Genomic DNA, 22,831 nt, shown 5'->3' with positions numbered 1-22,831 from the left:
TTTTTTATTTTACTCCAGGTTTATACATTTCCCAAAAAAATTTAGAGTTGAAGTACCCCACATTCTTACAAATTTCTCTTATTGTTTAAGTTTTAACTTGATTTTTTAAACAAAGAAGGAATATATTCTATATTTTTGACTATTGTTATAGATAATCATGGGAAATATTAAACAAAATTTCAGTATTAAAGATTTAGAATCGTTGAGCGGTATTAAAGCGCATACTATACGTATGTGGGAAAAACGATACGGCGTTTTGGAACCTCAACGCACAGAAACCAATATTAGAAATTATGGAGTGACCGGACTTCAGAAAATTTTGAATATTGCTTTTCTGAATGAAAATGGATACAAAATTTCTAGAATATCCAAAATGGAAGATGAAGAAATTTCTGAATTAGTTCAAAGTATTACGACCAGTAAGAGTAATTACAACAGAGCTTTAAAATCCATGAAGGTGGCTATGATGAATTTTGACCAACCTTTGTTTTTAAGGACTTATGAAAACCTTCTCATCAACAAAACCTTCTCAGAAATTTATCAAGAGGTCTTTGTACCATTAATGATTGAAATAGGTACACTATGGCAGGCAGGAACCGTAACACCTGCACACGAGCAATTTATTTCTAATCTGATTAAGCAGAAATTGTTCATCAATATTGAGAGCTTGCAGAAAGTACAAGCTTCCAAACAAGATAAAGTCTTTGTACTCTTTCTTCCGGATGAGGAGATACACGATATCGGATTGTACTATGCAAACTATGAATTACTTTCTCATGGATATAAAGTAATTTTCTTGGGACAGAGTTTGCCTATGCAAGATTTAACCTATCTTTCCACTTTATACGACAACACAGTATTTATTAGTTACTTGACCGTTAAACCTGATAATATCGAACAGTATCTTAATGATTTCAAGGAACATATTTGTCCAGACGGACTTTGTGAATACTGGTTGCTTGGTAGAAAATCCATCGAGTTAATTGACAATAATGTCAAACTTCCAGAAGGAATTAGAGCATTTAGAGATATTTCAGAATTGACCTTAAATTTATAACATGAGTAAATCGATTGCCGTAATTGGTTCCGGCTTTTCATCTTTAGCCGCAGCCTGTTACCTCGCCAAAAATGGCAATTCAGTAGAAGTTTTTGAAAAAAATGATAGTCTTGGTGGAAGAGCCAGACGTTTTAAAGAAAGTGGATTCACTTTTGACATGGGTCCGTCCTGGTACTGGATGCCAGATGTTTTTGAACGTTTTTTTGCTGATTTCGGTAAGAAACCCTCAGACTATTATGAATTGGATAAATTAGACCCGGGCTATCAGGTCGTTTTTGAAAATGGGGAGACTATTGAGATTGGTGATAGCCTAGATAAAATTTACAAGATTTTCGACCGTGAGGAAAAGGACGGGGCAAAAAAACTTAAAAAATTTATAGATAATGCTCGTAAAAATTACGACATCGCTATCAAAGATTTGGTTTATAAACCCGGGGTCTCTCCGCTAGAATTGGTCACCCCCAAAACAGTAGCCAAACTGGGTGAATTTTTTAGTACGGTTGATAAAGACGTAGAAAAAGATTTCAACAACGAAAAGTTAAAGCAAATTTTAAAATTTCCTGTTTTATTCTTAGGTGCAAAACCAAGTGAAACACCTTCCTTTTACAGCTTTATGAACTATGCAGATTTTGGTTTAGGTACCTGGCATCCTAAAGGCGGATTTCATGAGGTCATTGCTGGAATGGTAAAATTAGCAGAATCTCTTGGGGTTAAGATCAATACCAATTCTACAATTGATAAAATTATCGTGGAAGATAAGACCACCAAAGCATTAAAGATAAATGGTGAAACCAAAGATTTTGATGTTGTTCTTTCTGGTGCAGACTACCATCATACAGAGACATTACTGGATGAAAAACACCGTCAATATTCAGAAAATTATTGGGATAAAAAGGTTTTCGCCCCCTCTTCCCTGTTATTTTATGTAGGATTTGATAAAAAGCTTGAGAATGTAAAACATCACAATCTATTTTTTGATGTAGATTTTAATACTCACGCAAAAGATATTTATACCACTCCTAAATGGCCCAAAGAACCCTTGTTTTATGCCAATTTCACGTCCAAAACAGACCCAGGAACAGCACCAGAAGGACATGAAAATGGTTTTTTTCTAATCCCTATTGCTCCAGGCATTGAGGATACAGAAGAATTGAGAGAAACATATTTTAACAAAATAATGACAAGGTTTGAAGCTTTGACTGGTCAGAGCGTGAAGAAAAATATTATATTTAAAAAGTCCTTTTGTGTCAATGATTTTGTCAAAGATTATAATTCATATAAAGGAAATGCTTACGGAATGGCAAATACTTTATTGCAAACGGCATTTTTAAGGCCTAAGTTGAAAAGCAAGAAAGTTGATAATTTATATTTTACGGGGCAACTCACGGTTCCAGGACCAGGAGTTCCTCCAGCATTAATATCAGGTAAATTGGTATCTGAATTAATTGAGAAAAACTAAGACAATGAAATCACTATTTGATACGGTTTCAAGAGATTGCAGTAAGTTGGTTACCAACTCTTACAGTACTTCTTTTTCGATAGCCACAAAACTACTTGCCCCTTCCATAAGGCAAGACATTTATAATATTTATGGGTTTGTTCGTTTTGCTGATGAAATCGTAGACACATTTCATGGGTATAACAAAGAAATTCTTTTTAAGGATTTTCAAAAGCAAATGTATGAGGCTATTGAGCAAAAAATAAGTCTCAATCCTATATTAAATAGTTTTCAAGAAACAGTACATAAATATAATATTGAATCCCACCTCTATGAGTCTTTCATGGACAGTATGGAAAAAGATTTACATAAATCTAATTATTTGACCCAGGAAGAATATGAAGCCTATATTTACGGTAGTGCAGATGTTGTGGGACTTATGTGCTTAAAGGTATTTGTTAAAGGTGATCATGAAGCTTACGAAGCTCTGAAGGATGATGCCATGAAATTAGGATCGGCTTTTCAAAAAGTAAATTTTCTTCGTGATCTTAAAGCTGATTGTGAAGATTTGGAAAGGTCTTATTTCCCAAATGCCAATTTAGATTGCTTAGATGAAGAAACAAAACACAAAATAATTACAGAGATAGATGCAGATTTTCAGGCTGGATTGAGAGGAATTGCTAAGTTACCTGTTGAGGCTAAACTTGGCGTTTATACGGCGTATATCTATTATTCTAAATTATTACAGAAATTAAAAAATACACCTTCACTTGAAATTAAAAATAGAAGAATTAGAGTACCTAACTATCAAAAAGCCAGTCTTCTAGCGCGATCTTATATCTCATGTCGATTTAATTTAGTTTAGTTTATAGTTATGGATATATTGATTTGGATAGTTGTTTTTATAGCTACATTTTTGGGTATGGAATTTATGGCGTGGTTTACGCATAAATACGTGATGCATGGCTTTTTATGGGTGTTGCATAAAGATCATCATTTTAAAGATCATAAAAGCTGGTGGGAACGCAACGATTTATTTTTTGTGTTCTACGCAGTCGTAAGTATGTATTTTTTTATGATTGCAGAATTTCAGTTTGCGGTAGCCATAGGTGCAGGAATAGCGGGTTATGGGTTAGCCTATTTTCTAGTTCATGATATTTTTATCCATCAGCGCTTCAAATTATTTCGCAAGGCCAATCATTGGTATGCCAAAGGAATTAGAAGAGCACATAAGATTCATCATAAGCACCTTGGGAAAGAAGACAGCGAGTGTTTTGGCATGCTCATCCCGCCTCTCAAATTTCTTAAAAATAAAAAATAAATGGAACCAAAAGCAGCTGTCGTTGGTTCTGGCATTGCCGGAATTGCTTCTGCATTACGGCTAAGAGCAAAAGGATATCATGTCGATGTTTTTGAGCAAAACACCTACACTGGTGGAAAGCTCCATAGTTTTAAAAGAGGAGAATTCCGGTTTGATTACGGCCCTTCATTATTTACTATGCCGCAATATGTAGATGAGCTATTTTCTCTTTTTGGTAAAGAACCTAAAAACTATTTCAGGTATAAAAGAAAAGAAAACATATGCAATTACTTCTGGGAGGATGGACAACGGTTTCAGGTCAAAGCTGATAAGACTGAATTCATTGAAGAAGCTTCAAAAGCCTTTAATGAGCCCAAAGAGAATTTTACCCAATATTTAAACAGTACTGAAGAAAAGTATAGCTTAACTTCCAAATTATTTCTTGAAAAATCACTTCATAAATTTGATACTTACCTTTCTACCGATACCCTAAGAGCGATTTTCAATTTAGGTAAGCTTCATCTCGATCATAGTTTAGACGGGGTTAACCAAAAGTATTTTAAAAATCCTAAGCTCGTTCAGCTTTTTAATCGATTTGCAACTTACAATGGTTCATCGCCTTATAAAACCCCTGGAATTATGTCTATGATTCCACATTTGGAAATGAATTATGGAGCTTTTATTCCTAAACAGGGTATGCACGACATTTCACAAAGTTTAACCCAATTAGCTAAGGATGAAGGTATAGTTTTTCATCTCGATCAAAAAATCGATGAAATTCTTTATGAAGATAATGCAGTAAAAGGGATTAAATATAATAACCAAGAGGAAGCCTATGACACAGTGGTTTGCAATATGGATGTCTATTCTGCTTATAACTCGTTATTAAAAAACCTCAAACCACCAAAAAAGACCTTAGACCAGGAACGTTCGAGTTCGGCGTTGATTTTCTACTGGGGTGTTGATAAGACATACGAAGAACTGGATCTTCATAATATTTTATTTACAGAGGACTATCCAAAGGAATTTGATCATCTGTTTAATAAAAAATACTTTATGGAGGACCCAACGGTTTATATCAACATTACCTCCAAAGACGTGAAAGAAGATGCTCCCGAGGGATCTGAAAATTGGTTCGTCATGGTGAACGCCCCTACCAACTGTGGTCAGGATTGGTCCAAGCAGACCACTTATATCCGAGAGAAAATCATAGCCAAAATCAATTCGTGTTTAGGTACCAAAATCCAAAACCATATTCGTGTGGAACATGTAGAGACCCCAGAGACTATAGAATCGGCAACCTCATCGTTCCAGGGTTCTTTATATGGAACCTCAAGCAATAATAAATTTGCGGCTTTTTTGAGACATCCAAACTTTAGTTCTAAAATAAAAAATCTCTACTTTTGTGGAGGTAGCGTACATCCAGGTGGGGGTATTCCCCTGTGTTTGCTTTCTGCCAAAATTGTTTCAGATTTAGTCCCTAACGCTTAATTGATTAAATGATACCTATCTTCGAGAAGAAACGCTCCAGCCAAATTGCAATTGGAGTTCTGTGGCTTTTTCACATCTCTGGCATCCTTGGCATAAGCTTTGGCTATCAAGACTGGTTTGCCAGTAGAACTGGACTCAACTTACTAATCATGTTTCTGGTCCTAGTGTTCTTTTTTCCGCTAGATAGTTTTAAAAAGTGGGGATTGTTTTTGGCATTTGGTCTCCTGGGTATATTGGCTGAATATCTTGGAGTCACCTTCGGGTTATTTTTTGGGGAATATGCCTACGGTGAGAATTTTGGTCCTAAGATTTTTGAGGTCCCTATTCTGATTGGGGTTAACTGGGCCATGCTCACGTTTATCTGTGGTGCAGTAGCCAATAAACTGGCAGATCACTTTTTTTTAAAATCACTCTTGGGTACATTTATGATGTTACTCCTGGATTTGTTCATGGAAAAAGTAGCCCCAATATTCGACTTTTGGGAATTCAGCGGTGGATATGCTCCAATCGATAATTATATCGCCTGGGGAATCATCTCATTTATTTTCCACCTTATTTTTCACTTGTTTAAAGTGAAAGGTCAGTTTTTAGTTTCCTTACACATGTATTTAGTTCAACTCGTCTTTTTTATCTACTTCTATGTCTACTTATGATTACATCATCGTTGGAGCTGGAGCGGCAGGACTAAATTTAGCCCTCGCTATGCATGCTGATGCTTATTTTAAAGATAATTCGATTTTAATTTTAGACAAAGACGCTAAAGACAAAAACGACAGGACCTGGAGTTTTTGGGAAAAAGGAACAGGCCACTGGGATCATCTCATCACCAAATCCTGGGAGAAAGGTGCTGTAAAAGCAAATAATGAAACTATTCATCTAGACCTTCAAAACTATACGTATAAGACTCTCAAGTCAATCAAATTTTATGAGTTTGCGAAACAAACACTTAAGGATTCCGTAATAGACTGGAAGTTTGAAAATGTCGAAAAAGTGGTTCAAAATTCATCGGGAGCAGCAGTCATAACGAATCTGGAAACCTATGAAGCCAGCTTTGTGTTTGACAGTCGTATTCCCTCAAGCTATTCACTTACAAATGTCAATTATCTAAATGTAGCTCAGCACTTTAAAGGCTGGGTGATTGAAACGGAGACCGATGTGTTTGATGACACCAGGTTCATCATGATGGATTATAACCTGAAAGACGGTGATTCTACCAGCTTTACTTATATTCTGCCTTTTACTAAACGCCTGGCTTTAGTAGAATTTACCTACTTCAGCCCTGAAATTGTTGAAGACTCCACCTATGATTTTTACTTGACTAAATACATAAAGGAGCAACTCCATATAGATCAATTCGAAATTAAGGAAACAGAAAAAGGCGTTATTCCTATGACTAATTTTCCTTTTGAAGACTTTGATCAAAAGCATATCATAAAAATAGGGACTGCAGGAGGCTGGGTGAAAGCCTCTTCGGGATATTCCTTTAAAAATTGTGAGCGAAAAAGTAAAAATATTATTGACTTCTTAAAGTCTGGAAAAGAATTTTACCGGGATAAAACGCCTAAGAAATATAAACATTACGACCAGATATTTTTGGAGGTCCTGACCAAAGAGAATCATTTTGGCGAAGAATTGTTTTACAGAATGTATAAAAACAATTCGATCCAAACCATTTTCCGATTTCTGGACGAGCAATCCTCTTTTAGTGAGGATTTGAAAATCATTTTAAATTTAAGCTCTTCTCCATTTATCAAAGGATTTTTGAGGCATCTTAAAGCTGGATTTAATGCCTAAAATACGTTAGCTTAAAAGGCTTCTTTCTTTTTTAAACGGAATCTAGAGAATAATTCTTCGCTATACCAATCTAAACTTCTGGTCTTTTGAATGGCTTTAATGTGCTCGTGACTTTGATAAGCATAAGCATTGAGATTTTCAACAGAATCCCATAAGCTAAACGTGGCCATCTCAACAAAAGGTAATTCTCCAAAACCTTTGGTATACTGTAAACCCTTAGCATTTTCTAGAGGCTTTTGAGATTCTGGGACATACTTCCAAAACTTCAACAACATATTGGTTTTAATACTGGCTCTGGTGATGACAGCAATCTGGTCTGATGATTTAAGATCTTTAGCATTGACAGCTGAGTCAAATGGATTTTTTCCGTTCCATAAACCCCGCGCTTGTATAGATTCCAGGTAAAGTACCTCCATCTGCTCGGCGTGCGATCGATACAACCGACTTAATTTATGCTCTTTAAAGAAATGATCTGCAAAAGACTCATCGTCCCAAACCTGAAGTACGGCATAAACACTCCAGTCTGGAAAAGGATTGAAGTTGTCTTTCCCACTTCCCATTAACTTATAAAAGCTTTGACCTTTTACTGTTTTCATGTACTTATGCCCAAATTGCATCATAGATAGGGCCCAAAACTTAGACTTAAAGCCTTTATAGTTCAAAATTGTAAGTGTCGTAATTTGACTCATAGTGTATAAATGGATAAAGGTGAAAACTAGTCTGTTTGTAGTCTAGTTTTCACCTCAATTTTATTATTACTTAAACAATTAATTGACATCTGATGGCTTGGCCGTAAAGTCAATTAGGTGAAAGCAGTAAATAAGTTAGTTTTCTTCAGTAGATGTCTTATACTTGTTGAACCAGCCCGTAATATAACCTACTTTTCTAAAGAGATTGCTCGGTTTTGCAGCAATCCCATGTCCAGATCCTGCAATACGAACCATCATGGCATCTATACCTTGTAATTTCAAAGCCGCATAATACTGTTCGGTCTCACTCATAGGAGTTCTATAATCCTGTTGTCCTGTTAATAACATGGTTGGAGTTTTGACGTTTCCAACCAAAGAAATAGGAGAAAATTTCAAGTAATCCTCTGGAGTTTCCCAGGGCTTATTTTTGAACCAATATTTGGCAAAGAAAGGCGAACCGTCTGCAGTAAGCACAAAACTATACCAGTTGATGACTGGTTTTGCTACCACAGAAGCTTTAAAACGATCGGTCTTACCAATCGACCAGGCTGTGAGCACTCCTCCTCCACTTCCACCTGTGATGAATAGGTTATTTTCATCAACGTAGCCTTGATCGATGACATAGTCAGTAGCATCCATCAAATCATTATAATCTTCACTAGGGTAATTATGATTGATGTAAGCCGCAAAGTCTTCACCATAACTTGTACTTCCCCTCGGATTAGTATAGACCACCACAAAACCCTGACTAGCCATAAATTGTAATTCTGGAGAAAAACGAGACCCATAATTGGTGTAAGGACCACCGTGAATTTCCAAAATCATCGGATAGGTTTTGGATAGATCAAAATCTGGAGGAGTAATAATCCAACCCTGAATTTTGAAATCGTCCACAGAAGAATTGACCCAAAATTCTTCCACATTTCCTGTTGTTTTAGAAGCCAGTAAATTAGCATTAAGACTCGTTAGCAACTGAGGGACGGAAGATCGCCTTCCTACAACTGCCAGCTCCGAAGGGGTAGAAGAAGTTACATGAGAAAAAGCCACATCACCTCTGTCTGATACTGAGTAAGTCCCGCCACCATAAGGACGACCTATACTTGGTGAGCCGAGATTCTGAGCCACGGTTGTCACATTTCCTTTCATATCTATTTGACCCACTTTGCTATTGCCTTCTTCATCGTATCTGAAGAAAATAGACTTGCTGTCTTTAGACCACTGGATTGAAGAAATATCTAAACCAAAATCTTTAGAAAGTACACGTTTTTGCTCTCCCTTTCTATTCATCAAGTAGAGCTTCGTCAACTGGTAGCCTACAAATTTGTCGTCGAAACCAGTGTAGGCTATATAGTTTCCATCTGGTGAAACCTCTGGACTGTAGTAAGGTCCTCTTTCCTCTGTCAATTGAACGCTCTTTCCAGTTTTTATATCCAGTTGATAAATCTGTTCGTTATTGGGATCTAATTCAGCATCATCGGAAGTATTCACTGTATATAGAATATGTTTACCATCGGGTGTCCAGCTTGGAGACCCGTATTGATGAGAACCTGAGGTGAGTTGTCTGGCTGTCCCTCCCTCTGCAGAGATGATAAAAATATGCCGATACCCATCTTGAACGTAGCCTCCCCCGTCTCTTCTGTACACGACTTTATCTATGACATCTGCGCCTTTTTCCCACTCAGCACCAGAGGGCGGTGATGGAAGTTGAGGCCGAATCGCACTTGAAGCTTCCGGAACAAACTTGCTGAATAAAATTTGAGTTCCATCTGGAGACCAACTTAGATTAGAAGGACTTTCTGTAAAATTGGTTAAAGCCGCAGTGGTTCCAGATGCCATCCAGTAGACATACAGCTGATTAGAACCATCCTGATTGGAAGTAAAAGCAAATTTATCGCCCTGTGGCGACCAGGTGACATTTCCATAGTACTTTGTTCCAGAAGTTAACGGAAAATGATCTGAACCATCCCTAGAAATCTGCCAGAGGTTGACCAATCGTCTATCGGTCATCACATCAAATTGATGTCGTTCGTAAATTATTTTTTCCCCATTTGGAGAAATTTTTGGGTTGGCCACCATCTGCAAGTCAAACAGGTCCATATAATCAAAATGATTTTCTGTAACCTCCTGTGCTGTCGTAGATATGCTAACACATAAAAAAAATACCAGTAAGCTAAAACGATTTAAAGTCATAAATGTAAAGTTTAAAATTTAGGGGATATTCGCTGATTTGAATTCTGTTCGTATAATCTGCCGAAGGTATAAAGCTTCGGTTCCAGATAAGGCTTCGCAATAAAAGTTAAGCCTTCAGGCTCACCTTCCGCAGTATAGCCCATAGGAACCGTTAAGGCGGGATATTTCGCCGCTGCAGCCTGTCCTGCATTGTAATTATTGATAGATAAGACTACATCCAGGTTATGAAGTTGCATGGGCCTTTCAAAATAATTAATACCAGCACGCAGCAGTTCTTTTTTTATTTCCATCAATTGAAGATCTGTAACCGTTAAATCTTTTATGCCTTCAAATCTAGCCTGGCCATAAGGTATTCTTAAAGTTGAATCTTTAGCGTTGAATTTCATCACCTCCATTACGGAGCTCACGGCTACAGAATCGGAGGCATAAGTTTTCAGGTAAAGTTTGAGATCCGTTTTCATGTCACCGCTTAAAAGGTCGAGGAATCCCTCAAAACTCATAGGTGCTGGATCGATCTCAATAACCTCAGCCCCGAGGTTTTCTAAAGTAACCAAAGCTTGTTGATATAAAGAATCCTGCATATAAGCTTTATAGGCTCCAAAACGAATGCCTTCCAGGCTGTTTAGGCGTTCCACTTGCCAGGGCATATTGGAACCAGAAGCCGTACCGGATTGCATAGCAGAAAAGAGAATAGAATTATCTTCAATAGTTTTGGTGATGGGGCCTGGAGTGTCCAAAGTACTGGAGATCGGCACAATGCCTTCCTGACTCAAGACTCCGATGGTAGGCTTTAGCCCCACAACAGATTGCTGACTCGATGGGGACAGGATAGAACCAGAAGTTTCTGACCCCACCGCTACAGGAGCATAATTGGCAGCGACCACTACTGCACTTCCAGAACTTGAGCCACCCGTATCAAATTCTCTAGGACCATAGGGATTTAAGGTCTGTCCTCCAATGGCGCTGTATCCGTTGGGGCAACCATCGCAGAGAAAATTGGCCCACTCACTCAGGTTGGCTTTACCAAGAATAAGCCCTCCATGCGCTTTTATGTTTTTTACAATTTCGGCATCTGTTTCGGTTTGATTGTTTTTTAAAGCTACTGCACCGGCTGTTGTTGGCATTTCCTTTGTATTGATATTATCTTTCAAAATCACGGGAATGCCATAGATGGGATGGTAAGGCTTTTTAGATTGTTGGTCTAGCTTTTCAGCATTAGCTACCAAATTCGGATTAACAGCTATCATAGCGTTTAAGGCTAGATCCTTGTTACTTTCATATTTAGCGATGCGATAGAGGTACCACTGGGAAAGCTCTTTATAGGACATCAGTCCATCTTCTATATGGTCCTGAAGGGTCGATATGTCTTGATCTAAAATATAGGGTGATAATTCTGCATACCTATCCTCTGAAAATCCTGCAAGTTGATCGCTTATAGAGTTGATGAGATCGTTTCTATCTGCTACTTTAGACTGGATTAATTTGTACTGTAGCCTTTGGGACTCCTTATCTTTATTGGCTTCTATCAGTCCGGTTTCGTCGTAAGGCACCCAGGTCTCAAATTTTGGAGTGGTTTCCTTTCGACAAGAAGAAACTATTAAGACTAGAACCAATAAAATATAAGTGGGTTTGATCGTAAACATACGTTAGTTTATTTTGGTTTTTTTAGAATAAGGTCTGAATTTACGAATTATTACTCACTCTACTATACACCTGAATTTAAATAAATTAAAGCTTCAAACTTTTGCAAATTGTTGAAATTATAACTAGTTTTACGACGATAAATTAAGAAATTCATCCTCATCTTCTTAATTTTTTAAACCACTATTATGACACGTATCAATCTGATTGAAGCTTACAAACTAAAGTATAAAACTCTTATTCATCCTGACTTAATTTACTTAGGTCTACTCCAAACCAAAAGTGATATTTTTCTAGAAAAGATCTCTGATGCCGAACCAGAAACGATTGTACAATATAACTTAGAAACGGTTCAGGACAAAGACTTAGCCCCTTTTGCCGATTACATCAATGCTTCTCTTTTTAATCCGTTGATCGATATCAGCGACAATGCCAGCCGGTTCTTATTAAAAATGGATCCCCTTAGCATTGCGATGAATTATTCTGGCATCTTTTCTAAAGAAGCTACTGAAGAGCTCCTGGATTGTATTTAGTTAACCTCTCCCGTTAGATCAGCTCTAAAGGCTGTCTTTAATACTAAAGTTAATTGAATTTTACAACAGCATTATACCCACAAAAACACATTAAAAAGTTGCTATATCCTGAGGATATATACTAGTTGGGCACAAGTTGAAAAAAGTTCGTTCAATTCAATACTATTACAGCAATGAATCAAACATATTTATTTTTTATTTTAGTTTTTGTGTCCTTAATGGCATTTGGTCAAACAAAAGTATCTGGAGTTATAATCGATAAAGAGTTCGAAAACAAAATCTCTTATGTGAATATTGGAATCAAAAGTAAAGGAGTTGGAACTGTATCAGACGAAAATGGTGCTTTTGAATTAATTATACCAAAGGGTTTTGAAAATTCAATGCTTACTTTTTCTCATCTTGGTTATGAAATATACAGTATAAATATTTCTAAAATAAATGAGAGTTTAACTATAACACTTGTTCCAAAGAAAAATGTTCTTGAGGAAGTTGTGATAAAACCAAAAAAAACATTTCAAATGGGTCATAGACACTCTGAAAAATCTCGAAGAGGAATTTTTTCTTCAAAAGGAATATCAAATCAAGTAGGAACAATTATCAAAAACAGAAAATCTTTAGTTTTGAAAGATTTTAATTTTTACATTTATGACTGTAATTATCAATTTTTAAAATTTCGTTTAAATATTTACGATGTAAAATCAAAAAAACCAAATGATATTATAAATAAAGATGAGGTAATATTTAAAATAAACTCTTCTGATAAAGGAGTTTTTTCTGTTGATTTGAGAGAAAAAGATATAATTATTAAAGATGATTTTATTTGCACTTTAGAATTATTAGAAGTTGATGGTTTAATTAACAATAAATCGAACTCAATAATTACACTCTCGCTAAAACCAGATAAAAAAGGTATTTCATTTAAGCAACTAATCAGTTTAGATAAATGGAGTGTTTCAAAAGGATACTTTTTAAATTTTTGGGTAAATGGGTATGAATTTGAATGATATTTGTGCAATTAACTTTCGAAAAAACCTGTGCCCAACATTGTATAAAAATAATAGCGGTTTAATCGCTAAAACAAAATGAAATTTAAAAGTCAAACGTCCGTAACAAACCGAAAAGTAAGTGTGTAAAAACCGCTACTATTCTTATACGTTACCGTTGCCACACATTTGAATGAAAAGCCTAAAGACACCACTCGGAATAATCGGACTTGTTTACATAGTCTTTGGACTTGTGATGAATATTTGGATGTTTATTGGTGCTTGGTGGCCGACATATTTATACTTCCTTTCAATTGGAATCGGAATTTTCCTTTTGCTAATCAACGGACTGACTAAAAGACTTCCCAAATTCGAAATTTGGCAGACTTTAATAGGAATTTCACCAATAATCGCATTTTTCATATTCATTCAGGTGACTAAGGCCTCTGATGATCTCTTTATCATACCAGCGGACTTCAAAGGGACAATAGCCGTAATTTATGGACAAGAAAATGGCACTGAAAAGGAATATGAAGACGGGAAAAGATTATATCGTATTCCACAAAACGGAATCTTAAAAACACAGTTCAAACTCAAAGGTGAGACAGCGAATTTTGGTGAATACTTTTATTTAACCGACAATGGTCAAAGAGTTAGAATTGAGTCCTTTCCGTATGACAAGCCTTTTCCTGACAGCACAAAGATTTATGTTCATAATTGGCAATTGGGAAGTGCGTCCGATAGTGAAGGAAATAAATTTAAGTACCAACAAGCGACAATTGGAACTAAGACAGACAGTTTCGAAACTGACATATTTAAACTAATAGAAAAATAAAAAACGTGTGGCAACAATGGGTATAAAACATAGGGCGGACAGTGCGTTCCGCAAGTTTTGGGTTCTTAGCAAGCTCGGTTTCGGGCTGACAGTTAAGTGCTTCTAAATGCCCTACGTTTCATACCCGAGCCGTTGTACCCAATTTGAGAGCCGACAATGAAACTATCAGAACATAGTATAAATGCTTTAAGAACAATTATCTCTGGAGACGATCCATTGACACAGTATAAGAGTGGTCCAAATTTGGTGGAATTTTTTAATTCTTTTGGAGCAAGAGACGTTTATAAATGGAAAGACGGTGGACTTCCGAATAATGCAAGCCGAAATCAATATGTGATTGACAAATTAACCGAATTTAACGGAACAAAAGCACTCTCAAGTTTACTTCTGACTTTCGCTGACGAGAGATTTTATTCAGAAGTGGAGAATCCGAATATAGAATTGGCAGTTGGAAAAATTAATGGAATAATAAAACACGATAATTACAAGTTAGACAACTCTTCAGGAACATATGTAATCGTTGGAGAAGAACTTCCAGATGAAATAGAAATCGAAGTCCATTTTGAGGAAATCCAACAGCAAATTTTGGACGCTTTAGACCAAGCAAAATATACAATTTGGGTAACTGTAGCTTGGTTTACAAACAAATTACTTTTTGACAAGTTAATCGAAAGGAAAAATCAAGGTATAAATGTTCAAGTGATTGTCCTTAATGATGAAATTAATCAAAAATATGGCTTCAATTATGAAGAACATTTTGAAACAAAAAGGTTTCAAAAAATGGGAATGTATGAAAACATAATGCATAACAAATTTTGCATAATTGACCTAAAAACTGTTATACACGGTTCATATAATTGGACTAACAAAGCAAATTATAATAAAGAGACAATTTCTATCGAAACAAGTCGAGAACTTGCAGAGAAATATGCGACTGAATTTATGAAACTAAAAAATAAAAACTGGGTACAACAATGGCTATAAGTAATTGCTCGTTCTCGCCTACTTCTGAAAATCCTCGCGGATTTTCAGTTTGGTGTGTACTTGCAAAGTTAAGTGCTAACCTACGCAACTACTCATAGCCGAAAACGTTGTAGGTAAATTGATTGAAAAATATTGTATAAATTAATTTCAATTATTGTTCTAAATAAAGGAAAGTCAGTCGGCTGTATGGAAGGTTTAAAACGGAAATTTACGACTGAATAGTTTGTTTTGTGTCTCAAACGGCTGAATGGATTTCGGCGCCAGAGCAGCTGAAATGATGATCGAAATTAATTGTTGACTGATTTGTCACCTCTGCTCGACTCAGATTTAAAGAATAATAAAAAGATCAATTATAAACCGAATCTGAATAAAATCTACCTACAACAGAGTGTATAGCTCATTGCGACTGAATTTTCTACCGAAAATTCCACGCAATGTGCTATCTTTCAGCCACGGCTGAAAGACTTGCGCCAGTTTGTTCGCAACGCAGCTATACACACGAACGGTATCAATAATTTAAACCCGATATTATACATAAAAAATTTTTCTTTTTAATCTTTATAATGACATTTTTATGTAGTTGTCAGAATGAGGAAAAGGATTTACATAAAAAACTGCGGAATTTCAAAAAGGTTTTCCAGATATTTTAAAGCCTATTGAAAAAAGCCTGCCTTTTAAAATTCAAAGTTATTCTGTATTGGAATCTAATAATGATTCTATCTAGAACTTTTGAGCGTAATGGAGTAACTTCAAGACTCAACTATCAACACGAACTAGACAAGGATGGGTACTTAATTGAAGAAACACAAACCTCTGAAAACTATACCGATGATTACTATTCCACAAGCTTTTTTTATGAATGAAAACATTAAATTTATTTTTAGGCTATCTCACTGTAATTGTGTTTCTTTCCTGCACATCAGACGATGATAATACAGGCACTACACCCATTCAACAAGAGAATGGCTTTACCTACCAGGGTAGCTTTTTTGAAACCCCTCATCTGTTTATCAATGATGAGAATACAATTGATGATACTCCATCAGACATTTCAATTTCACTACTCAGTGTAGATCCTTTTGAAACCAGTCAAAGTTCAGATGTTGACTTTGTCTTTTTTGATTTTCAGGGTGTGGACCTTCAGCCTGAAACCATAACTGATGTTTTGGACTATTAAATTCTTCAAAATGCATCGCTTTTTGGATTTTGAAATCACAGGAGGTCACACAATTCTAGACGATACCGAAGATGGATTTAGGTCTGCATCAAGTACAGTCTTCATAAACTCTATTTCTGAAACGGAGATCGAAATTGAATTTACTTTTGAAAGAGAAGATGGTGAAACCATCAAAGGAAATTTTAGCGGTGAGTATAGCGTTCTCAATAATTGAATCTTAAAACCCATTTAAGTTTATTAAAATAAATCCAACACCTATGAAACATTCAAGACTTCTCTACATAGCTTTATTAGCCCCCCTGTTGGTAGCCTGCTCCGATGATAATGAAATCCAACCCTCAACAGAAAACACCGATAAACTACTCAAAAAATTAATATTTGAAGGAGATGGAAGCTATACATTAGAGTTTTTCTATAATTCTGATGGAACACTTGACAGACTGCAAAGCGAGGGAACTGGCGTAGATTTTATTAAACAGTTTTACTACACTAATGGAAAAATTGATAGAGCCGAGTTTTTAGACGCTAATGGAACTTTTGATGGAAGTATTGAAAAGTACAATTATGAAAATGGAATCTTAATTGGAAGAGATGATTATTACAATACTACTACTTTGGATGAACGTTATCTTTACACCTTTACAGACAACCTGATCTCAAGTATTAGGTATATTGGGTTTGGTCAAAATAGCTTTTCTGAAGAAATTAGGTTTGAATACGACTCCAACAATAATGCAAGTACTAAAACAATTGATTACGTTGATTCCGGAACCAATGATGAAAAACTGACGTTCTCTTACGACGATAAGAAAAGTCCGTTTCTTCATGTTAATCCACAACTACTTTTTATTGATGATTTTTTCTCTTTTGTTAATAATGTGACCTCAGAAACTAAAACCGATCTCTCTACCAATACTATAATTTATACAAAAAATTACACCTATACTTACGATGATGAGGATTACCCTACCTCGAGGTCTGATGGAGAATTGACCCTAAGGTTTGAGTACTATGAATAGGAGTTCCAGTCATGATGTTCCGTTTTTGAACTCTTTTAAATTGAAATATGTGTTAGTGTCTTAAGAACTAAAAAGCGTAAAGGTTCAGAATAGCATTCGGTTCGATTAGCCTCTCATCACAATAAAAAACACCCAATTAATTTTGAATTATTCATAAGATAAACTTATGTATACTATTAATATTTTTATTATATACCTGATTATCCTATAATATTCTACAAATAAACCATAATTTTTAAATATTCCATAAATTTGGTATGCAGATTGATGTTGTTTTTTAAAAAACACATATCATGAAAACAACAACATTTTTTTGCATCGTATTAGCCGCTACCTTCTTAAGTAGCTGCGCCGTGATAAGGCCAGGTGAAGCTGGAGTTAGGCAAAACCTGGGAGAACTCTCCGATAAAGTGATTACTCAAGGAACTGTTCTTTACAACCCTTTTACCAGTAAAGTGATTAAAGAATCCACTCAGACTAAAAACATCAAGCTGTTTTTGAGCTTACCCAGTAAAGAAGGCTTAAGTGTGAATTCTGAAATCTCCATTTTATACCGTTTGGAGCAAGACAAAATTCCGTCGGTGTTGATCAACTTAGGTCAAGAATATGAGTCGATTATCACCAGTGTATTCAGGTCTGCTTCTTCAGACATATGCGCTCAGTTTTATGCCAAGGACATGCATTCTGGCATGCGAGCAAAAATTGAAGCCCAGATTAAAGAACAGATGGATGAAATCTTAAAAACCCAAGCAGACGGAATCCAACTAGTTGCTGTCTTGATGAAAAGCATTCAGTTACCGGTTGGTTTAGCCAGTTCTATTGAACGTAAATTACAAGCTGAACAGGATGCCATGCGAATGGAATTTGTTCTCCAACAAGAAAAACTGGAAGCTGAGCGAAAAATCATCAATGCGAAAGGAGAGCGTGATGCTCAAATGATCTTGGCTCAGGGTCTAACTGACAAAATCATCAAAACCAGAAGTATTGAGGCCTTTATGAAGCTTTCTCAGTCGCCCAACACCAAAATTATCATCACCGATGGTAAAACCCCAATGTTGATTGATGCTAATGAAGAGTAAAAAATATAACTGCGGCGTTTGGATTTTAGCTCACGTCGCAGTTCTTAATTTAATAACTACACTCTGTTGAGATCTGTTTGATCATTACTTTCGTCTTCGGTAACGTTGTAGCATCCGCTTATTAAATTCCTTTTCTGCAATGAGCAATCGAGCAATTTTTACCTCAGAAATGACTTGTCTAAGGTTTTTAATAAGATCCATTTCAGCCTGGTAGATAGCAGTTTCAGTGTTTTTGTAATCGGCAACAATTTTCCTAGCCTCTTCTTCTGTTAGGGCTTCATTTCTCTGCTCTCCTCCTAGTAACATATCCACCAGCTGCTGCTTTCGGTACTGCTCTAGTGCTTCGTAATACTGATCGTAGATAGGCCAGAATTCCTGTGCTTCTTTAGTGGTTAAGCTCAACTCTTGGGTGATGAAGGCAGTTTTTAATTGTTTTATTCTTTCCCCTGTGGTTTGGGCACTAGCTTGCCAGATAAATCCACATAAAATCGCTATACTCCATATAAAATTCTTCATTATCTTATTTTAAATTATAGGCTTCATTGATCATTAAATACAATTCCAGATCGGTTGGGTTTAGGTCTAGATCGTCTAAATTATCTTGGGAATCCGTCTCCAAAATATATTCTAAATCTTCATCCGATAAAAAATACAAATTCTCCTGGACATAAGGTTCCGATAGTTCGTCGTATTGTTGCGCCATGCTTCTTCCGTCAGTTTGTTGGACTTGAAAGTTCTGCCATAAAGCAAATAGTCCCAAAAGTGCTAGAAAACAAGCAGCTAGCGTCCAATGCTTCGAAACAGAGAACAGTGGTTCTACTTTTGCTCTTGAGGTGGGCTCTATCTTTTGAATGACTTCTGCTTCAAGTTGGTCAAAGTAATTCGCTTTAGGACACATTCCATCCTCTTTCACATCGAGAAGAGTTTCCTCCAGATCTAAATGTTCATAAAGCTCTGCCTCCAGGTTGTAAAAATAGGATTCTGGTGCATGAAACCCATCTGGAATGTTTTCATCTTCAAAATGAGGCCGTATGTCGTGTTTAGGTTTCATATCTATAGATTAGAGTGTTTTTAGGCAAAAAAGTTTAGGCTTGCATCAGTTTTTCTTTTAATTGTTTCACGGCTAAATGGTAATTGGCTTTAAGTCCGCCTTCCGTAGTCCCTGTTATTTCTGCAATTTCACTATACTTTAAATGATCAAAATATTTCATGTTGAATACCTCGCGTTGTTTGGTTGGTAATTCTGAAACAGCCTTTTGTAGTTTTAGCTGAATTTCATCGCCAGAATAATAGTCGCTTCCAGCCTTAAGCTCCGCCATGGCCTGGATACTTAAAGCATCTACGGTTGTGTGGAGGCGCTCGGCCTTCCGCTTCATAAAATGAACCGCCTCTCGCCTGGCTATGGTGTACAACCAGGTGTAAATCTTGCTATTGCCTTTAAATCCATCGATATATTTAAAGGCTTTGATGAAAGTGAGCTGAACAACCTCATCGGTGTCCTGATGATCAATACAGACCTTACGAACTAATGCATATAATGGTCTTTTGTATCGCCGAATTAGAAACCTGAACGCTTCTTGCTGCGTAGATTTTCTTTTGAGTTTTTCGATGAGTTCGTTTTCCTCCATAGATTTGCAATGCTTATGCAAAGATTGGTAGTTGAGTGCTTCGCCAGTTTGGGAAAATACTATTATTATCTAAACCTAAGTGGTGGGACAAGACCGTACTCATCACGTCCCTAAAATCTGTGGTTACGGGCAATTCCCTATCGCAAGTTTCTTCATTAATAGTATCTAATTTATGAAATATCTGGTTCGAAGCCACTTCATTACCAATTATAAATTGGCAAGAACCCCGACCGTGGTCCGTTCCAGTTGAGCCATTTTGCCGTGTGGTACGGCCAAACTCTGTCATAGTGACAACAACTACGTCATCCTTATAGTTAGAAATGTCCTCCCAGAACGCAGCAATAGATGCCGACAAGTCTCTCGCTTGTCTGGCAAAACCGCCCAACCTTGTGGCTTGACGGCTATGTGTATCCCATCCCGTACTTTCGGCAAAAGCAATTTCCAGTCCCACACCTGCCTTGATGAGTTGTGCTATTTGCCGTAAGCTGTTTCCTAATGTACTTTTTGGATAGGCAACAGTTGCATCTGTTTTAAGCTCGATACGCTTCAAAATTTTTATAGCTTCAAGTCCGTTCTTACCAGCATTTTTTAAACGCTCGTCCCTTACTTGGCTATATTTCTGGCCAATTCCATTAAGTTCTTCATCTGTTATAACGCTTTCGCGCTTGTCCGCCGTCGTGGAAAAGCGTAAGTCCTCTAATTTCTCTACTGTAATTGAGCTCTGTTCTCCATAAAGAATACGTGGTCGTGTGGGTGACATGGCCACCGCCCTAAACGGTGATGTGTCATTATTCTTCAAATCGGTTTGCATCGCCCGGTTGAGCCATCCTGTTTTGGTGGCTTTTTTGCCTGGGGTACCACTTTCCATAAAATCCTGCATATCGAAATGGGAACGATTTTCTAAAGGAATTCCCATTCCATGTACAATATTCATTTGGCCATCATCCCATAGTTTTTTGAGTGGTTCCAAATAGGGGTTTAACCCATAATCATCATTTAGGGCTATTATTTTCTCGCCATTCCCAGAATAAGGAAAGTAAATGTCCGGTCTTGAGGTCTGTAAGAAAGAATTCCCCAAAGGCTGTACAGCTGCCAAACCATCCATAGCACCACGTTGGAATATCGTCACCAATGTTTTTTTACGCTTGAAAAGGGGTTGCTCCTTGACTTGTTCTGCTGCACGGGCCACAAAGCTTGGTAAACCTCCCAGTGTGAGCCCAAATAGTGCCATACCGCTACCTTTTAAAAATCCACGGCGACTCCAGTTGTTGTGCTTTAAAGTATCATGACACATAGCATTATCGTTTTTGAAATGCTGGGGAAACAAAAGCTTCAGCAATTTTTATACGTTTATTGTTGATGGGTATCATCACCCCAGAAATTTGGTTTTTATCCAATAAATAACTGAATTTGATACGTTGAACGATGGCGGCCTCATTTAACCAGAAGGTGGCTTCAGTTGGGTAACCTGTGGGTGGCTGATAAGAAAACAAAGGTTGTCCCATACGATTGCACCATAGCAGTACCTCTGCTTCATCTTTGAGTCTTGCATTGCTACTGCGAAGTGTGTTTACCACAAATTCAAAAGGTGATTTGGCTTTGGATTTTATGTTTGCCTTATCCCAAAACTCTGGACTTTCCACCATTGTTTTCATCAATTGTTTGATGTTGCCATCACTTTCCCAAAACCTTGATGCCATTCTGTCAACAAGTGTTTTACTTGGATTGTCGTTTACAAAGTAAGTGGCTATTTTGCTTGAAATGAATCTCGCTGTCGATGGGTGGTTAGAGAGTTGTTCCAACAAGTCATAACCTTCCTCAACACCTCGGTCTGCAGGATATTCTTTTCCCAGTACGGTTTTGCTTCCCGCATCGTGGGCACCGGCATTAAAATAAAACCCGTCTTTAGCTACCGACCTACCATCACTTACTATTTTATTCTCTATTCGTTTTTTGATAAATGGCGGTGCGGGATAGATAAGCGGACTTGTTTTCCATCCCGTTAAGATTCTCGCTACTTCTTCTACATCCTTTTGGGTGTAACCGCCGTCTACGCCCAATGTGTGCAATTCTAATAATTCTCTTGCATAATTTTCATTGATGCTACGCACATTATTTTGTTCAATTCGAAATTGTCGAGGTTCATAAGGCACTAAGGTCTTAGCATCTTCTGGCGCCTCGCTATTGGTATTGTCCAAATAAGTCAACATTGCCGGATGTGTCGCCGTCGCTTTGAGCATATCGTTGAATTGCCCAAAAACATAGGGTCTAATGGCATCCCGTTCATAACTCAACACATTAGTAGCCACATCATTAATTCTTGTAATGCTGACATTAAAATGGTTGAACCAGAAATCGGTCATTTTTTCTTCCACTTGATTGGGTGAATACACGGCACGGTAGAGTTTTTGTGCCTGAAGCTGATACATTAGCTCCATAAAGTTGCCAATACCCAAATCCTTCATCGGCTCCCGCAAAGCCTCGCCACCTTCCATTTCATAGAACCATTTGCGACTCACGGCTTGCACATTGCGCAGGGTGGTGCCAAACATTTCATTAAAATTGATATTCCCACGTAAGTTTGCCTTTTCGCCACCCATCCTACTATTGAGACCTATACTATATAAGGTAACTACAAGTCCTGGGTAGGTCTCCCCGATTTCCTTGACGTCCAATGCAAGCACCGGATACCTTTCTATAAGTCTCTTATTGAATTGTGGAACAGGGGTTGGATTGAATTGACCCGTAAGCCAAGTATCTACCCCTTTTGCTTTCATTTCATTATACAAGGAATCGGTATAGCCATAAGTGAATTTATCAATGAGGTAATCAATAGCCTCTTCTTCTGTCCAGCCGTTTTCGTCATAAGGTGCACTTATGCTCACAAACTCCACCTGCTTGCTGATGACCTGTGTCTTGCTCAAATCAGAAGAAGATGAGCAAGACAATAGCGTTACAAGGATTGGTATGTAAAAAAAACGACTCATTTTATC

The 22,831-nt window shown here is 37.0% G+C and carries 24 protein-coding genes; 16 read left to right on the top strand and 8 right to left on the bottom strand.

The genetic code is table 11. From position 1 onward, the window contains the following. The first annotated feature begins 157 nt into the window (after positions 1 to 157). Genes F598_RS0105260 through F598_RS0105230 form a run of 7 tightly spaced genes read left to right on the top strand, consistent with a single transcriptional unit; the run spans position 158 to position 7,080 of the window. Entirely contained in the window at positions 158 to 1,057 is a 900-nt protein-coding gene (locus F598_RS0105260; protein ID WP_019037975.1) for a MerR family transcriptional regulator, read from the top strand. 1 nt (position 1,058) lies between these two features. After that, on the top strand, positions 1,059 to 2,516 hold the full coding sequence (locus F598_RS0105255) for a phytoene desaturase family protein (RefSeq protein WP_019037974.1): 1,458 nt from the start codon (positions 1,059 to 1,061) through the stop codon (positions 2,514 to 2,516). Between the two features lie 4 nt (positions 2,517 to 2,520). Beyond that, on the top strand, positions 2,521 to 3,360 hold the full coding sequence (locus F598_RS0105250; protein WP_019037973.1) for a phytoene/squalene synthase family protein: 840 nt from the start codon (positions 2,521 to 2,523) through the stop codon (positions 3,358 to 3,360). Positions 3,361 to 3,369: 9 nt separating this feature from the next. Beyond that, positions 3,370 to 3,816: a sterol desaturase family protein gene (locus tag F598_RS0105245; RefSeq protein ID WP_019037972.1), complete on the top strand. Its 447-nt coding sequence runs from the start codon at positions 3,370 to 3,372 to the stop codon at positions 3,814 to 3,816. Further along, positions 3,817 to 5,286 carry a 1-hydroxycarotenoid 3,4-desaturase CrtD gene (gene crtD / locus F598_RS0105240; protein WP_019037971.1) on the top strand — a complete coding sequence of 490 codons (1,470 nt, stop codon included), beginning with the start codon at positions 3,817 to 3,819 and terminating at the stop codon, positions 5,284 to 5,286. It begins immediately after the preceding gene. A gap of 8 nt (positions 5,287 to 5,294) precedes the next feature. Beyond that, on the top strand, positions 5,295 to 5,939 hold the full coding sequence (locus tag F598_RS0105235; protein WP_019037970.1) for a carotenoid biosynthesis protein: 645 nt from the start codon (positions 5,295 to 5,297) through the stop codon (positions 5,937 to 5,939). After that, entirely contained in the window at positions 5,926 to 7,080 is a 1,155-nt protein-coding gene (locus tag F598_RS0105230) for a lycopene cyclase family protein (RefSeq protein ID WP_019037969.1), read from the top strand. Before F598_RS0105235 ends, F598_RS0105230 begins: the two co-directional genes overlap by 14 nt. Positions 7,081 to 7,091: 11 nt before the next feature. On the opposite strand, the gene F598_RS0105225 is transcribed toward F598_RS0105230, so the two are convergent. From F598_RS0105225 to F598_RS0105215, 3 genes are all read right to left on the bottom strand, one after another. Beyond that, positions 7,092 to 7,769: a hypothetical protein gene (locus F598_RS0105225; protein ID WP_019037968.1), complete on the bottom strand. Its 678-nt coding sequence runs from the start codon at positions 7,767 to 7,769 to the stop codon at positions 7,092 to 7,094. A 135-nt stretch (positions 7,770 to 7,904) separates the two neighbouring features. Further along, a complete protein-coding gene (locus F598_RS0105220) occupies positions 7,905 to 9,959 on the bottom strand; it encodes a S9 family peptidase (protein WP_019037967.1) in 2,055 nt (684 codons plus the stop codon). A gap of 11 nt (positions 9,960 to 9,970) precedes the next feature. Next, complete coding sequence (locus F598_RS0105215) at positions 9,971 to 11,602, bottom strand: amidase family protein (RefSeq protein ID WP_019037966.1); 1,632 nt, start codon at positions 11,600 to 11,602, stop codon at positions 9,971 to 9,973. Positions 11,603 to 11,788: 186 nt separating this feature from the next. Between F598_RS0105215 and F598_RS0105210 the strand changes: the two genes are divergently transcribed. From F598_RS0105210 to F598_RS0105170, 9 genes are all read left to right on the top strand, one after another. Then, positions 11,789 to 12,133 (top strand): hypothetical protein, encoded by a 345-nt coding sequence (locus F598_RS0105210; protein ID WP_019037965.1) that lies wholly within the window; start codon positions 11,789 to 11,791, stop codon positions 12,131 to 12,133. Between the two features lie 218 nt (positions 12,134 to 12,351). Then, entirely contained in the window at positions 12,352 to 13,137 is a 786-nt protein-coding gene (locus F598_RS14920; protein ID WP_019037964.1) for a carboxypeptidase-like regulatory domain-containing protein, read from the top strand. A 172-nt stretch (positions 13,138 to 13,309) separates the two neighbouring features. Continuing rightward, positions 13,310 to 13,951 (top strand): DUF6843 domain-containing protein, encoded by a 642-nt coding sequence (locus tag F598_RS0105200; protein ID WP_019037963.1) that lies wholly within the window; start codon positions 13,310 to 13,312, stop codon positions 13,949 to 13,951. Between the two features lie 156 nt (positions 13,952 to 14,107). Beyond that, positions 14,108 to 14,935, top strand: coding sequence for a phospholipase D-like domain-containing protein (locus F598_RS0105195; protein WP_019037962.1), 828 nt, complete (start codon positions 14,108 to 14,110; stop codon positions 14,933 to 14,935). 710 nt (positions 14,936 to 15,645) lie between these two features. After that, positions 15,646 to 15,798: a hypothetical protein gene (locus F598_RS15285; protein WP_019037961.1), complete on the top strand. Its 153-nt coding sequence runs from the start codon at positions 15,646 to 15,648 to the stop codon at positions 15,796 to 15,798. Then, the gene (locus F598_RS0105185) at positions 15,795 to 16,112 is read left to right on the top strand and encodes a hypothetical protein (RefSeq protein WP_019037960.1); all 318 of its coding nucleotides are present in this window, start codon (positions 15,795 to 15,797) and stop codon (positions 16,110 to 16,112) included. The genes F598_RS15285 and F598_RS0105185 overlap by 4 nt, the downstream gene beginning before the upstream one ends. A gap of 10 nt (positions 16,113 to 16,122) precedes the next feature. Further along, positions 16,123 to 16,326, top strand: a complete 204-nt coding sequence (locus F598_RS0105180; protein ID WP_157594962.1) for a hypothetical protein — start codon at positions 16,123 to 16,125, stop codon at positions 16,324 to 16,326. Positions 16,327 to 16,369: 43 nt separating this feature from the next. Further along, entirely contained in the window at positions 16,370 to 17,131 is a 762-nt protein-coding gene (locus F598_RS0105175; RefSeq protein ID WP_019037958.1) for a hypothetical protein, read from the top strand. A 293-nt stretch (positions 17,132 to 17,424) separates the two neighbouring features. Continuing rightward, on the top strand, positions 17,425 to 18,210 hold the full coding sequence (locus F598_RS0105170; protein WP_019037957.1) for a prohibitin family protein: 786 nt from the start codon (positions 17,425 to 17,427) through the stop codon (positions 18,208 to 18,210). 84 nt (positions 18,211 to 18,294) lie between these two features. On the opposite strand, the gene F598_RS0105165 is transcribed toward F598_RS0105170, so the two are convergent. From F598_RS0105165 to F598_RS14915, 5 genes are read right to left on the bottom strand one after another with little or no spacing between them, the layout of a single operon-like run. Further along, the gene (locus F598_RS0105165; RefSeq protein ID WP_019037956.1) at positions 18,295 to 18,726 is read right to left on the bottom strand and encodes a hypothetical protein; all 432 of its coding nucleotides are present in this window, start codon (positions 18,724 to 18,726) and stop codon (positions 18,295 to 18,297) included. Positions 18,727 to 18,730: 4 nt separating this feature from the next. Then, positions 18,731 to 19,261, bottom strand: a complete 531-nt coding sequence (locus tag F598_RS0105160; protein ID WP_019037955.1) for a hypothetical protein — start codon at positions 19,259 to 19,261, stop codon at positions 18,731 to 18,733. Positions 19,262 to 19,295: 34 nt separating this feature from the next. After that, positions 19,296 to 19,838 (bottom strand): RNA polymerase sigma factor, encoded by a 543-nt coding sequence (locus tag F598_RS0105155; RefSeq protein WP_019037954.1) that lies wholly within the window; start codon positions 19,836 to 19,838, stop codon positions 19,296 to 19,298. A gap of 13 nt (positions 19,839 to 19,851) precedes the next feature. Further along, positions 19,852 to 21,132: a DUF1501 domain-containing protein gene (locus tag F598_RS0105150; RefSeq protein ID WP_019037953.1), complete on the bottom strand. Its 1,281-nt coding sequence runs from the start codon at positions 21,130 to 21,132 to the stop codon at positions 19,852 to 19,854. A gap of 4 nt (positions 21,133 to 21,136) precedes the next feature. Beyond that, positions 21,137 to 22,825 carry a DUF1800 domain-containing protein gene (locus tag F598_RS14915; RefSeq protein ID WP_083925446.1) on the bottom strand — a complete coding sequence of 563 codons (1,689 nt, stop codon included), beginning with the start codon at positions 22,823 to 22,825 and terminating at the stop codon, positions 21,137 to 21,139. Positions 22,826 to 22,831: the final 6 nt, after the last annotated feature.

It is taken from the genome of Psychroflexus tropicus DSM 15496 (assembly GCF_000378765.1).
GTDB classification, from domain to species: Bacteria; Bacteroidota; Bacteroidia; order Flavobacteriales; family Flavobacteriaceae; genus Psychroflexus; species Psychroflexus tropicus.
Note: the sequence above shows the minus strand (reverse complement) of the source record. Positions and strands in the feature narration are given on the sequence as shown.